This is a genomic window from Vibrio sp. KUL78 (assembly GCF_059725505.1).
The window spans coordinates 808,293-821,349 of the sequence record NZ_AP045837.1 but is presented as its reverse complement, the minus strand read 5'-3'; the positions used below and the strand labels follow the sequence as shown (position 1 = coordinate 821,349).

14 protein-coding genes are annotated in these 13,057 nt (G+C 46.4%); 9 read left to right on the top strand and 5 right to left on the bottom strand.

Annotated elements, in window-relative coordinates; translation table 11 throughout:
* The first annotated feature begins 180 nt into the window (after positions 1-180).
* The 9 genes from miaB (at position 181) to crr (ending at position 9,960) form a co-directional block, all read left to right on the top strand.
* Complete coding sequence (gene miaB, locus AC6I8Y_RS04005) at positions 181-1,605, top strand: tRNA (N6-isopentenyl adenosine(37)-C2)-methylthiotransferase MiaB (protein ID WP_128647824.1); 1,425 nt, start codon at positions 181-183, stop codon at positions 1,603-1,605.
* 116 nt (positions 1,606-1,721) lie between these two features.
* Positions 1,722-2,816 carry a PhoH family protein gene (locus AC6I8Y_RS04000; protein ID WP_394153559.1) on the top strand — a complete coding sequence of 365 codons (1,095 nt, stop codon included), beginning with the start codon at positions 1,722-1,724 and terminating at the stop codon, positions 2,814-2,816.
* On the top strand, positions 2,816-3,280 hold the full coding sequence (gene ybeY / locus AC6I8Y_RS03995) for an rRNA maturation RNase YbeY (protein ID WP_234494338.1): 465 nt from the start codon (positions 2,816-2,818) through the stop codon (positions 3,278-3,280). Before AC6I8Y_RS04000 ends, ybeY begins: the two co-directional genes overlap by 1 nt.
* 97 nt (positions 3,281-3,377) lie before the next feature.
* Entirely contained in the window at positions 3,378-4,274 is an 897-nt protein-coding gene (gene corC, locus AC6I8Y_RS03990; RefSeq protein WP_042476534.1) for a CNNM family magnesium/cobalt transport protein CorC, read from the top strand.
* Positions 4,275-4,321: 47 nt separating this feature from the next.
* Entirely contained in the window at positions 4,322-5,827 is a 1,506-nt protein-coding gene (gene lnt, locus AC6I8Y_RS03985) for an apolipoprotein N-acyltransferase (RefSeq protein WP_234494339.1), read from the top strand.
* A 193-nt stretch (positions 5,828-6,020) separates the two neighbouring features.
* A complete protein-coding gene (gene cysK / locus AC6I8Y_RS03980; protein ID WP_042476530.1) occupies positions 6,021-6,989 on the top strand; it encodes a cysteine synthase A in 969 nt (322 codons plus the stop codon).
* A 298-nt stretch (positions 6,990-7,287) separates the two neighbouring features.
* A complete protein-coding gene (locus AC6I8Y_RS03975) occupies positions 7,288-7,545 on the top strand; it encodes an HPr family phosphocarrier protein (protein WP_042476528.1) in 258 nt (85 codons plus the stop codon).
* 136 nt (positions 7,546-7,681) lie between these two features.
* Positions 7,682-9,409: a phosphoenolpyruvate-protein phosphotransferase PtsI gene (gene ptsI / locus AC6I8Y_RS03970; protein ID WP_252013721.1), complete on the top strand. Its 1,728-nt coding sequence runs from the start codon at positions 7,682-7,684 to the stop codon at positions 9,407-9,409.
* Positions 9,410-9,450: 41 nt separating this feature from the next.
* Entirely contained in the window at positions 9,451-9,960 is a 510-nt protein-coding gene (gene crr, locus AC6I8Y_RS03965) for a PTS glucose transporter subunit IIA (protein WP_042476521.1), read from the top strand.
* Positions 9,961-10,046: 86 nt separating this feature from the next.
* Here the strand turns inward: crr and yfcE are convergent, their stop codons facing one another.
* The 5 genes from yfcE to AC6I8Y_RS03940 form a co-directional block, all read right to left on the bottom strand.
* On the bottom strand, positions 10,047-10,592 hold the full coding sequence (gene yfcE, locus AC6I8Y_RS03960) for a phosphodiesterase (protein ID WP_394153553.1): 546 nt from the start codon (positions 10,590-10,592) through the stop codon (positions 10,047-10,049).
* A 62-nt stretch (positions 10,593-10,654) separates the two neighbouring features.
* Positions 10,655-11,059 (bottom strand): CBS domain-containing protein, encoded by a 405-nt coding sequence (locus AC6I8Y_RS03955; RefSeq protein ID WP_042476516.1) that lies wholly within the window; start codon positions 11,057-11,059, stop codon positions 10,655-10,657.
* Complete coding sequence (locus tag AC6I8Y_RS03950) at positions 11,056-11,406, bottom strand: P-II family nitrogen regulator (protein WP_128647826.1); 351 nt, start codon at positions 11,404-11,406, stop codon at positions 11,056-11,058. Before AC6I8Y_RS03950 ends, AC6I8Y_RS03955 begins: the two co-directional genes overlap by 4 nt.
* Positions 11,396-12,238 (bottom strand): DUF1538 domain-containing protein, encoded by an 843-nt coding sequence (locus AC6I8Y_RS03945; RefSeq protein ID WP_498020812.1) that lies wholly within the window; start codon positions 12,236-12,238, stop codon positions 11,396-11,398. Before AC6I8Y_RS03945 ends, AC6I8Y_RS03950 begins: the two co-directional genes overlap by 11 nt.
* The gene (locus AC6I8Y_RS03940) at positions 12,235-12,969 is read right to left on the bottom strand and encodes a DUF1538 domain-containing protein (protein WP_042476513.1); all 735 of its coding nucleotides are present in this window, start codon (positions 12,967-12,969) and stop codon (positions 12,235-12,237) included. The genes AC6I8Y_RS03945 and AC6I8Y_RS03940 overlap by 4 nt, the downstream gene beginning before the upstream one ends.
* Positions 12,970-13,057: the final 88 nt, after the last annotated feature.

Below are 13,057 nucleotides of genomic sequence, written 5' to 3'. Positions count from 1 at the left end.
GCTTTTGTGAGGGCTAATATCGCCTCGCAACAATTGAAATATAAGCTCTCAAAGAGTTTTCCCCCTACCCCTAGTCAGGCGGTTTTTAAAGCAGTACAATACGCCGCTTACCGCCGAGATGGTGGCTATAATTTGAACAATAGTTCAGCATAAGATTTACATAACTGACGAGCGATAGTGATGAGTAAGAAACTGCTAATTAAAACCTGGGGCTGCCAGATGAACGAATACGATTCATCAAAAATGGCCGATCTGCTTAATGCTGCAAATGGCTATGAGCTAACTGAAGAGCCAGAGGAAGCAGACGTACTACTATTGAACACTTGTTCGATCCGTGAAAAAGCGCAAGAAAAAGTGTTCCACCAACTTGGTCGTTGGAAAACGCTTAAAGACAAAAAAGAAGGCGTTGTGATCGGTGTTGGTGGCTGCGTAGCGACTCAAGAAGGTGACCATATCCGCGAACGTGCACCGTTCGTTGACGTTATTTTTGGTCCACAGACTCTGCACCGTCTGCCTGAGATGATCAAGCAATCTCAAAGCGACGAAGCACCAGTAATGGATATTTCGTTCCCAGAGATCGAGAAATTCGACCGCCTGCCTGAGCCTCGTGCTGAAGGTGCGACTGCTTTCGTTTCTATTATGGAAGGCTGCTCAAAATACTGTACTTACTGCGTAGTACCATACACTCGCGGTGAAGAAGTTAGCCGTCCAATGGATGACGTTCTATTCGAAATTGCACAACTTGCAGAGCAAGGCGTTCGTGAAGTAAACCTACTAGGTCAAAACGTGAACGCATACCGTGGTCCAATGCACGATGGCGACATCTGCTCATTCGCAGAGTTGCTTCGTCTCGTTGCTTCTATCGATGGTATCGATCGTATCCGTTTCACAACGAGCCACCCATTAGAATTTACCGACGACATCATTGCTGTATACGAAGACACGCCAGAGCTTGTTAGCTTCCTGCATCTTCCTGTACAGAGTGGTTCAGACCGCATCCTAACAATGATGAAACGTCCACACACAGCAATCGAATACAAATCAATTATTCGTAAGCTACGTAAAGCACGTCCTGATATTCAAATCAGCTCTGACTTTATCGTTGGCTTCCCTGGTGAGACAGACAAAGACTTCCAAGACACTATGAAGCTTATCAAAGATGTCGATTTCGATATGAGCTTCAGCTTCATCTTCTCACCACGTCCAGGTACACCAGCGGCAGATTACCCATGTGATCTTCCAGAGCAAACCAAAAAAGACCGTTTGTACGAGCTACAACAAACTGTCAACACACAAGCGATGCGTTACTCTCGTCTAATGCTAGACACTGAGCAACGCGTTCTTGTTGAGGGGCCATCTAAGAAGAACCTAATGGAGCTTCGTGCGCGTACTGAAAACAACCGCGTAGTAAACTTCGAAGGTGGCGCTGAGCTTATTGGTCAGTTTGTCGATGTGAAAATTACCGATGTCTTTGCGAACTCTCTACGTGGTGAGATCGTAAGAACTGAAAAAGACATGGATCTTCGCACCGTGATTTCTCCGACTCAAATGATGGCGAAAACCAAACGCGAAGACGAGCTAGGTGTGGCTACCTTTACGCCTTAACGCCTATACCCACCCCGCGCCAATGTGCTATTTTGGAGTGAAGTGGGAACAAATGTGGAGTCCGGTCCCAATCGGGCTCCAATCATCGCCCTTTAAGGGCAAAATGCGAGGCAACATTGAGTAATCAAATCGTAACTCTAGAAATCAATCTAGAACCTTCAGACAACCGCCGTCTGTCCAGCTTGTGCGGTCCTTTCGATGACAACATCAAACACTTAGAGCGCCGTTTAGGTGTCGAAATCAACCACAGAAGTAACTACTTCACGATAGTGGGTAAGCCACATACTAGTGCCGCTGCACTCGACATCATTAAGTCTCTGTACGTAGATACTGCGCCTGTTCGTGGTCAGATCCCAGATATCGAGCCTGAACAAATTCATCTAGCCGTAAAAGAATCTGGCGTCCTTGAGCAAAATACCGACTCTGAAATTGCTCACGGTAAAGAAGTCTTCGTAAAAACGAAAAAAGGCATCATCAAGCCACGTACGCCAAACCAAGCCCAATACCTAGTCAACATGGTGACTCATGATATTAGCTTCGGTATCGGTCCTGCGGGTACAGGTAAGACTTATCTAGCGGTAGCAGCTGCAGTCGACGCACTAGAGCGTCAAGAGATCCGTCGAATCCTGTTGACTCGCCCAGCAGTAGAAGCTGGCGAGAAACTGGGGTTCCTGCCAGGTGACTTAAGCCAAAAAGTCGACCCATATCTGCGCCCTCTTTATGATGCGCTGTTTGAAATGCTTGGCTTTGAGCGCGTTGAGAAGCTGATTGAGCGCAACGTGATTGAAGTCGCGCCACTGGCTTACATGCGCGGTCGTACTCTTAACGACGCGTTTATAATTCTTGATGAGAGCCAAAACACCACGGTTGAACAGATGAAGATGTTCTTGACCCGTATTGGCTTTAACTCTCGCGCGGTAATCACTGGTGACGTGACCCAAATTGACTTGCCGCGTGGCGCAAAATCAGGCCTTCGCCATGCGATCGAAGTGCTTAACGAAGTGGATGAAATCAGCTTCAACTTCTTCCAATCTGACGACGTAGTACGCCACCCTGTGGTTGCGCGTATCGTTAACGCGTATGAGAAGTGGGAAGCTGCTGATGCCAAAGCGCGTAAAGAGATTGAACGCAAGCGTCGTGAAGAGCGCGAAGCTGCGCAAGCTCTACTAGACAAAGCGGCTAACACAACGTCACCTGCGGAAAGTAAATAATGAGTATCGAACTTGATCTCCAACTCGCTGTCGAATCGGAACAAGGTCTGCCAAGTGCTGAAGACTTTCAGCGCTGGCTAGACAAAACCATTATTCCGTTTCAGAAGGAAGCAGAGCTCACCATTCGCATTGTTGACGAGCAGGAAAGTCACCAACTCAATCATGAGTACCGTGGTAAAGATAAGCCTACGAATGTACTGTCATTTCCATTCGAGGCCCCTCCAGGCATCGAGATGAGTCTGCTTGGCGACATGATTATTTGCCGCCAAGTGGTCGAAAAAGAGGCGATTGAGCAATCTAAGCCTCTGACTGCACACTGGGCACATATGGTTGTACATGGCAGTCTTCATCTGCTAGGTTATGATCATATTGAGGATGAAGAAGCCGAAGAAATGGAAGCTTTGGAAACCGAAATTATGCAAGAAATGGGCTTTGAAGACCCGTATCTCGCTGAAAAGGAGTAGCGGTAAATCGTTTCTATCGGTACTTGCGATGAAACGTTAATTTACCTCTACGCATGTGCGCTATCACACATCTGATAGCATTCTGAATTGAGAAGTCATGAACGAAGAGTCTTCTCCCTCTCAGCCAGAGGGAAAAAGTAAAAAATCTGAAGGTCCGAGTAGGAAGTCCTTCTTAGAGCGCCTAGGTCAAATTTTTCAAGGTGAACCAAAAGATCGCCAAGAGCTAGTGGATGTTATCCGCGACTCTGAAGAAAACGACCTAATTGACCACGACACCCGCGACATGCTCGAAGGCGTCATGGAAATTTCTGAAATGCGTGTACGTGACATTATGTTGCCACGTTCGCAAATGGTCACTATCGAGCGTTCCGACGACCTCGATAAGCTGATTGCTTTGATGACAGATGCCCAGCATTCACGTTATCCAGTTATCAGTGAAGACAAAGACCATGTAGAAGGCATCCTCTTAGCTAAGGACCTCCTCCGTTACTTGGGCTCTGACAGCGCCCCATTTGATATTGAAGAAGTGATCCGCCCTGCCGTTGTAGTTCCAGAAAGTAAGCGTGTAGACCGCCTACTGAAAGAGTTCCGCGAAGAGCGTTATCACATGGCCATCGTCGTTGACGAGTTCGGTGGAGTATCAGGTCTTGTGACCATCGAAGATATTCTCGAAGAAATCGTTGGTGAGATCGAAGACGAGTTCGATGACGATGACGAGCTCGATATCAGAAAACTGAGTAAGCACACATTCGCTGTGAAAGCGCTCACCACTATCGAAGAGTTCAACGATACCTTTGGCTCTAACTTTAGTGATGAGGAAGTGGATACCGTTGGTGGCTTAGTCATGACTGCATTTGGTCACTTGCCGACTCGTGGTGAAGTGGTCGAAATCGAAAACTATAACTTTAAGGTGACTGCGGCGGATAATCGTCGTGTGGTTCAGGTCCAAGTTACTATCCCTGACCAAGAAACAGCCTCAAGTGTTGAAGAGTAAACTCTAATACCAAGCTTGAGCTCACCGAATAAGTGAGAAAAACATAAATGAAGAAAAGTCTTCGACTACTGCGGCCCATTGGGGCCGCTTTTGTTGGCGCAAGCACTACCCTCGCCTTCGCACCATATCAACTATGGCCCCTCGCCATTTTAAGTCCATTCCTGCTTATGATGCTCATCCGTGGAAGAAGTGCAAAAAGCGCTCTCTGGACCGGCTATGCATGGGGATTGGGACAATTTGCAACAGGCATCAGTTGGGTTCATGTCAGTATCGACACCTTCGGTGGCATGCCAAAAATAGCGAGTCTATTTCTAATGGCGCTACTCGTTGGTTACCTGTCTATCTACTCGGCTCTTTTTGCATGGTCTTTGAATCGCTTCTTCCCAAGCGACAGTAAGACACGCTATTTCATTGCCGCCCCAGCACTATGGTTGATTTTCGATTGGGCGCGCGGCTGGGTAATGACTGGCTTCCCGTGGCTATGGCTTGGTTACAGCCAGATAGACTCCCCGCTCGCAAGCTTCGCACCGATCGGTGGTGTAGAGCTAATCACCGCCTTATTGATCGTCATGGCAGGAAGCCTAACGTTTCTCACGGTCACCAAGCAATGGCAGCTCATCATCATTCCTATGGTGGTGTTTGCGACCGGATTCGGTCTCAGAAACTATGAATGGGTCGTACCTGATGAATCTAGAACCAAAACAGTGGCTCTGATTCAAGGGAATGTCGACCAAGCACTAAAATGGTTACCAAGTCATCGCTGGCCTACCATTATGAAGTACACCGATCTCAGCAGAGAAAACTGGGATGCCGACATTATCATTTGGCCTGAAGCGGCAATCCCTGCGATGGAGTTCGAGTTGCCATCATTTTTGAGCAACCTAGATTCCGCTGCTAAGATGAACGACTCTGCGATCATCACTGGGGTTATCAATAAAACGGAAACCGACCAGTACTACAACAGTATTCTTGTCGTTGGCCAGACGCCATATGGTGATTATGAAATGGATCTGGATGAGCGCTACCACAAGCATCATCTACTACCGTTTGGTGAGTTTGTGCCTTTTGGCGACATTCTTCGACCAATCGCGCCTTTCTTTAACCTGCCTATGTCATCCTTTAGCCGTGGCGCTTATGTGCAGCCTAATATTGTCGCAAATGGAATGCATATGGTGGCGGCTTTATGCTATGAGATCATCTTTGGTGAACAAGTTAGACAGAACGTGACTTCGGAAACCGACTATCTGTTAACACTGTCAAACGACGCGTGGTTTGGTCGCTCGATAGGACCGCTACAGCATATGGAGATTGCTCGAATGCGTGCTCTTGAGCTTGGCCTGCCTCTGATTCGTTCAACAAACAATGGCGTCACTGCAGTAACGGACCACAAAGGTACGATCACCGCAGAAATCCCTCAGTTCGAAACGGCAGTACTTCGTACAGACGTTACACCTACTGACGGCACTACCTGGTATCGCGAAGTAGGCACTTGGCCTCTGTATATCTGGGTAACCTTCTGTTTAGCTTTTGGTTTCATAAGACGCAAAGCGTAAATTAATACCCGACCACCAGTCGCTCAAGCGACTGGTGGTCGGGTCGTTTTCATCCCTTCCCATGTAACGTCTGCTCACTGCTGATGAACTTTCTTCCATAATATATAACTATTTGGTTCTTTTCCCTTGCCAAACAAAATCATATTCTTAACTGGTAATCAATAACCACGATGGTTGAATGAAGGAACATAAAATGAGCAAGATTTACGAAGATAATTCACTGACAATTGGTAACACCCCTCTAGTTCGTCTTAACAAAGTAAGTAACGGCAACGTGCTTGCAAAAGTTGAAGCCCGTAACCCAAGCTTCAGTGTTAAGTGCCGTATCGGTGCAAACATGATCTGGGAAGCAGAGAAAGACGGTCGTCTAAAGCCTGGAGTCGAGCTAGTTGAGCCAACCAGTGGTAACACAGGTATTGCTCTTGCTTTCGTTGCAGCTGCTCGTGGTTACAAGCTAACGCTAACCATGCCAGAGTCTATGAGTCTTGAGCGTCGTAAACTTCTTAAAGCGCTAGGTGCAAACCTTGAGCTAACAGAAGCGGCGAAAGGCATGAAAGGCGCTATCGCTAAAGCAGAAGAAATTGTTGCTTCTAACCCAGAAAAATTCCTACTGCTTCAACAATTCAACAACCCTGCTAACCCTGCTATCCACGAAAAAACAACAGGTCCAGAGATCTGGGATGCAACTGATGGTGAAGTAGACGTATTCGTAGCCGGTGTCGGTACAGGTGGTACTATCACAGGTACTAGTCGCTACATCAAAGGCGAGAAAGGTAAAGCGATTGTTTCTGTTGCTGTTGAGCCTGCAGAATCGCCAGTTATCACTCAAGCACTTGCTGGTGAAGAAATCCAACCAGCACCGCACAAAATCCAGGGTATCGGCGCTGGCTTTATCCCAGAAAACTTGGATCTTGAGCTTCTAGACCGTGTTGAACAGGTCACTTCAGAAGAAGCGATCGAAATGGCACGTCGCCTAATGGAAGAAGAAGGTATCCTTGCTGGTATCTCATCTGGCGCAGCGGTTGTAGCAGCCAACAGACTAGCAGAACTACCTGAATTTAAAGGAAAAACAATCGTAACTGTACTACCAAGTTCAGGTGAGCGTTACCTAAGTTCAGCATTGTTCGCAGGCATATTTACTGACAAAGAGATTCAGCAGTAATATGTAGCTAAATCAATTTTTACACGAAAAAAGCCCCTTTAAGGGGCTTTTTTGTTGAATCTCTGTCAGCCTTTGGTAATATCAGGACAGTTTTATTTTAAGCCAAAAAATAAATAGGCTAAATACTGAATAACGTAGTACATGCATACAGCGAAGACTGCAATCATGTCCTACAATTCTAGTCCGACACAATTCTTAACGGTTACGACCTTCGCACTATAGCGGGGCATAACATTTAGCGATAAGGTTTGTTTGGTCTAGGAACTAAACAGAAAATAAATCAATTGGGGTATAAAAAATGTACGAGAAGCAAGTAGAAATCACAGCAGAAAACGGCCTTCACACTCGTCCGGCTGCACAGTTCGTTAAAGAAGCTAAAGCATTTGACGCTGACATCACTGTGACTACTAACGGCAAAAGCGCTAGCGCAAAAAGCCTGTTCAAACTACAAACTCTAGGTCTAGTTAAAGGCACTACTATCACAATCGCTGCTGAAGGCCCACAAGCTCAACAAGCAGTTGACCACCTAGTAGCTCTAATCCCTGAGCTTCACTAATAGTCCAGTTCTCCTTAAAGCCATTTTGTGAAAACAGAATGGCTTTATTGGAAATAGCTCAGGCTATCAGCTACACATTATAAGTAGCTAAAAACTATCCAATCTTTAATACACTAGACCATATAAAGGTAAAGCTATGATTTCAGGCATCCTAGCATCTCCTGGTATTGCTATTGGTAAAGCACTACTACTTCAAGAAGACGAGATTGTTCTAAACACGTCGACCATTTCAGACGACCAAGTTGAAGCGGAAGTTGCGCGTTTCTTCGACGCACGCAACAAGTCTGCACAACAGCTAGAAGTTGTTAAGCAAAAAGCGCTTGAGACTTTTGGCGAAGAGAAAGAGGCTATCTTCGAAGGCCACATCATGCTTCTTGAAGATGAAGAGCTAGAAGAAGAAATCCTAGCACTCATCAAGAAAGACAAACTATCTGCAGACAATGCGATTCACACAGTAATTGAAGAGCAAGCGACTGCACTAGAATCTCTAGATGACGAATACCTTAAAGAGCGTGCAACTGATATCCGTGATATCGGTACTCGTTTCGTTAAGAACGCACTAGGCATCAACATCGTTTCACTGGGTGACATCGATGAAGAGGTTATCCTAGTTGCTTACGACCTAACGCCATCTGAAACTGCGCAAATCAACCTTGATTACGTTCTTGGTTTTGCGTGTGACATCGGCGGTCGTACTTCGCACACTTCTATCATGGCACGTTCACTAGAACTTCCTGCGATTGTTGGTACTAACGACATCACTAAGAAGGTGAACAACGGCGACATGTTGGTTCTTGATGCAATGAACAACAAGATCATTGTTAACCCAACTCAAGCTGAAATTGATGAAGCTAAAGCGGTACGTGAAGCGTTCCTTGCTGAAAAAGAGGAACTAGCAAAACTTAAAGACCTACCAGCAGAAACTCTAGACGGCCACCGTGTAGAAGTTTGCGGTAACATCGGTACAGTGAAAGACTGCGATGGCATCAACCGTAACGGCGGTGAAGGTGTTGGTCTGTATCGTACAGAATTCCTATTCATGGACCGCACTGCTCTTCCTACTGAAGAAGAACAGTACCAAGCTTACAAAGAAGTTGCGGAAGCAATGAATGGTCACGCGGTAATTATCCGTACTATGGATATCGGTGGTGATAAAGACCTACCATACCTAGACCTACCTCAAGAAATGAACCCGTTCCTAGGCTGGCGTGCAGTACGTATCAGCTTGGACCGTCGTGAAATTCTTCGTGACCAGCTACGTGGTATCCTACGTGCATCAGCACACGGTAAACTACGTATCATGTTCCCAATGATCATCTCTGTTGAAGAGATTCGTGAGCTGAAAGCTGCAATCGAAGAGTACAAAGCAGAACTTCGTGCTGAAGGTCTAGCATTTGATGAAAATATCGAAATCGGTGTAATGGTTGAAACGCCTGCTGCGGCAGCGATTGCCCATCACCTAGCTAAAGAAGTTTCGTTCTTTAGTATTGGTACTAACGACTTAACTCAGTATACTCTAGCTGTAGACCGTGGTAATGAGCTGATTTCTCACCTATACAACCCACTATCACCTGCTGTACTTACAGTAATCAAGCAAGTGATTGATGCTTCTCACAAAGAAGGCAAGTGGACTGGTATGTGTGGTGAGCTTGCTGGTGACGAACGTGCGACTCTACTTCTACTAGGTATGGGCCTAGACGAGTTTAGTATGAGCGGTATTTCGATTCCTAAGGTTAAGAAAGTTATCCGTAACGCTAACTTCGCAGAAGTAAAAGCAATGGCTGATGAAGCGCTAGAAATGGCGACTGCTGCAGAAATTGAGGCACACGTCGAAAAATTTATCGCAGAAAAGACAAACAGCTAATATAATTGACTGGATTAAAATCAAACCTTTAGGAGCACGACATGGGTCTGTTTGACAAACTGAAGAAGCTAGTATCTGACGACAGCGCTGACACTGGTGCAATCGAAATCATCGCACCTCTTTCTGGTGAAATTGTAAACATCGAAGATGTGCCAGATGTAGTATTCGCTGAGAAAATCGTTGGTGACGGTATTGCAATCAAGCCAGCTGGCGACAAGATGGTAGCTCCTGTAAACGGTACTATCGGTAAGATCTTCGAAACGAACCACGCGTTCTCAATCGAATCTGACGACGGCATCGAGCTATTTGTTCACTTCGGTATCGACACAGTTGAACTAAAAGGCGAAGGCTTCAAGCGTATCGCTGAAGAAGGTCAAACTGTTAAAGCTGGCGACACTATCATTGAATTCGATCTAGCTCTTCTAGAAGAGAAAGCGAAATCAACGCTAACGCCTGTAGTTATCTCTAACATGGACGAAATCAAAGAGCTTAACAAGCTTGCTGGTGCCGTGACTGTTGGCGAAACACCTGTACTACGCGTAACTAAGTAATTAGTTATCTCGGGGTAGAAAAAACGCAGCTTATCCGCTGCGTTTTTTTGTGCCTGTCATTTGGCTTCGTTGTCGTTCGATAGCACCTAGAGCGCTATTGACGCCAGCACTTCACCTTCAAAGGTTTGCACACTCAATTGGTTATTTTCAAGTAAACCAAAGCTCGCAGCGAACTCATTACGAGGGAAGGTAATAGAGCCTGGATTGAAAATGATCTGCTCTCCTTGCCATTCAGCAACTGGAATGTGCGTATGACCGTGAGCAATCACATCCCCTTTTTTTAACGCAGGTCGTTTATCACTGTTGTACAAGTGGCCGTGCGTTAGGAACAAACGTTGACCCGTTGGCAACATGACCCAGGCGTAGTCACTCATCATCGGAAACTCAAGCAGCATTTGATCCACTTCACTATCGCAATTGCCACGTACTGCAATGATATCTTGCTTGTATGCATTAAGAAGCTCTGCCACTTTAGGTGGGTTATAACTACTCGGTACAGGATTTCTTGGTCCATGATTGAGTACATCACCTAAAATCACAAGATGGTCAGCACCTGAGCGACGGTATTGCTCCAGCACTTGCTCGGTGGCTTCTTGGCTGCCATGTAAGTCCGATGCAAAGAACAGTTTCATTGATATATCTCCAACACTTTCTATGTGGCTATTGTATCGAACTTAGTGGCCAAGGTGCAGGGCTAATCTAAACCAAGCATACCGTTCACTACGATGTTATTGTAACTAACCATACCAATGACCCGTCCATCTTCTATGACGGGGGCCCGACTTATTCCAAAGCGTTCAAATAGCCTTGCGCAGTACTTAACGTTCATATCGGGGTCCACACACAACGCGGGTTTAGTCATAATTTCATAGATATTGGTACGCTGAGGAGAGCGGTTGCGCGCCAACACTTTTTTGGCGATGTCATTCATCAAGACGATTCCAAACTCATCATCGTCATTGCGCTTCTCAACCACCAGCGCTTTAACTCTATGCTCTTTCGCAAGCACGATACCATCGTGTACGGTCTTTACTCCATCGACCATTACATACGTATTGGCCATTACATCGCGTACGCTAACTTTTTTTTGCTGACTCATAGTTCGTCCTCCACGACTTTGGTCAATGTCTCTACTTGATGAGCGACACCCACTGCATCCTCTATGTCTATCTGCACCGCTATCCCCTGGCCAGAAGTTTGATCAAATTCGCCAACTTGGCTAATGGTTTCCAAGATATGGCGAGATAGATGCTCTTCAACAACAAACAGCACCACATCCTTTTGCACCTCTAAAGTGAGCCCAAAAAAGGTTTGCTTCTTGTTAAGGCCTTCACCTCTCGCATTGTTGATCACTGTTGCACCGGTCGCACCAGCCTCTCGGGCGGCATCCAATACCTTTTCCGTCTTGCTATCTTCTACAAACGCAAGGATCAGTTTAAAGCGCATTTTTCTTCTCCTTAGAGGGGATTGGGTGTTTGGCTGTTTGTTCCTCGTTGGAGTTCTGACTGACAGAGGAACGCGCCGTTAAATACTGAGTGAGCTGGGCATAGGCCATCACTGAGATGATTGGAAACAAGCTGGCAAATGCGATAAGCCCAAAACCGTCTATCATGGGATTTCTGCCTGGTACTGTTGAGGCAAGACCAAGACCTAAGGCAGTCACTAAGGGCACTGTCACGGTTGAGGTCGTCACGCCGCCCGAATCGTAAGCGAGCGGTACAATAAACTTTGGAGCATAATAGGTTTGAATCACGACCAGTATGTAGCCTGCAATGATGTAATAATGGATTGGGTCACCGACTACGATACGATAGCTGCCAAGTGAGATGCCGACAGCGACACCCAACGCGACCGCGATTCTGAGACCGTTTACCGAGATCGCTCCTGCAGATACTTGGTTGGCTTTTATCGCTACTGCCAACAGCGAAGGCTCGGCGATGGTGGTACTAAAACCAATACAAAACGCAAAGAGATATACCCAGTAGTAATCGTTCCACTCAAGTGAGTCCCCTACCGTCACTCTCACTTGGTTCAAAAAATCAGGAGCGGTAAGCTGCATCGCCATCGTCTCCCCAAGCGGAAACAGTGCTAGCTCTAATCCGACGAGAAATAAACTCAAGCCCACAATCACATAGCCAAACCCAATCATTACCTTGAGCGGATTAGCGATAGGCTTTTTAAGGATGGCAAACTGAAACCCGAAGATAATCACCATAATTGGGGTGACGTCTCTTATGGTCATCAGCAAGGTGTAAAAAAACTCCCAAAGAAAACTCATACCATCACCATCCCATAGATCATCACGAACATCATAGGAAGCAAGGAAGCGAAGGCGATTAAGCCAAATCCATCGAGCATGGGGTTTCGACCTTTAATGGTGCTCGCAAGCCCGACACCGAGCGCCGTGACCAAAGGAACGGTAATGGTTGATGTTGTCACCCCACCAGAGTCATACGCTACGCCGATAATGTACTCCGGTGCAAACCCTGTCAGGATAACCACCCCGATATAGCCACCTATGATGAGCCTATGAATAGGCCACCCTTTTAAAATGCGCAGCACACCAAGAACGATGGCCAAGCCAACAGACACTGCGACCGATAAGCGCAAACCATCAGCATAGCCTTGCATTGATTCTTCGGTCATCGCGATGATCCCACCCTCTGCGGCCACCTCTGCCGCCTCAGCTGAGACAGCGGTCAAAGCCGGCTCAGCGATAGTAGTACCGAAGCCCAAACAGAAAGAAAACACCATCAACCAAAACACGCTACCCTTACGAGCAAAAGACTGCGCCATGGTTTCGCCGATAGGAAACAGTCCCATTTCCAGACCGAACACGAAAAACGTTAATCCGAGTACAACTAGGAGCAAACCAAATAAGATAGAGAGGACGTTAGGGAGAGGCTCTTGAAGCACGACAAGCTGGAAAAACAGAACGACTAGGACGATGGGCATAAGGTCCTTAAAGCTATTTATCATAGCGCCAAGGAGTGATTTCAGACCTTGCATGGTGCACCTCCTTTATCCAGCTTTCACTAATATAATCATGGCAAAGATAAATGTAAGAAAATGTGACACGTGTGACACTGTCGACGCT

What these genes read in the sequence shown, in the direction of transcription:
- cysK (WP_042476530.1), top strand. Translation starts at nt 6,021, where the DNA reads ATGAGCAAGATTTACGAAGATAATTCACTGACAATTGGTAACACCCCT.
- ptsI (WP_252013721.1), top strand. Translation starts at nt 7,682, where the DNA reads ATGATTTCAGGCATCCTAGCATCTCCTGGTATTGCTATTGGTAAAGCA.
- AC6I8Y_RS03975 (WP_042476528.1), top strand. Translation starts at nt 7,288, where the DNA reads ATGTACGAGAAGCAAGTAGAAATCACAGCAGAAAACGGCCTTCACACT.
- miaB (WP_128647824.1), top strand. Translation starts at nt 181, where the DNA reads ATGAGTAAGAAACTGCTAATTAAAACCTGGGGCTGCCAGATGAACGAA.
- AC6I8Y_RS03940 (WP_042476513.1), bottom strand. Translation starts at nt 12,969, where the DNA reads ATGCAAGGTCTGAAATCACTCCTTGGCGCTATGATAAATAGCTTTAAG.
- AC6I8Y_RS03955 (WP_042476516.1), bottom strand. Translation starts at nt 11,059, where the DNA reads ATGAGTCAGCAAAAAAAAGTTAGCGTACGCGATGTAATGGCCAATACG.
- corC (WP_042476534.1), top strand. Translation starts at nt 3,378, where the DNA reads ATGAACGAAGAGTCTTCTCCCTCTCAGCCAGAGGGAAAAAGTAAAAAA.
- ybeY (WP_234494338.1), top strand. Translation starts at nt 2,816, where the DNA reads ATGAGTATCGAACTTGATCTCCAACTCGCTGTCGAATCGGAACAAGGT.
- crr (WP_042476521.1), top strand. Translation starts at nt 9,451, where the DNA reads ATGGGTCTGTTTGACAAACTGAAGAAGCTAGTATCTGACGACAGCGCT.
- yfcE (WP_394153553.1), bottom strand. Translation starts at nt 10,592, where the DNA reads ATGAAACTGTTCTTTGCATCGGACTTACATGGCAGCCAAGAAGCCACC.
- lnt (WP_234494339.1), top strand. Translation starts at nt 4,322, where the DNA reads ATGAAGAAAAGTCTTCGACTACTGCGGCCCATTGGGGCCGCTTTTGTT.
- AC6I8Y_RS03945 (WP_498020812.1), bottom strand. Translation starts at nt 12,238, where the DNA reads ATGAGTTTTCTTTGGGAGTTTTTTTACACCTTGCTGATGACCATAAGA.
- AC6I8Y_RS03950 (WP_128647826.1), bottom strand. Translation starts at nt 11,406, where the DNA reads ATGCGCTTTAAACTGATCCTTGCGTTTGTAGAAGATAGCAAGACGGAA.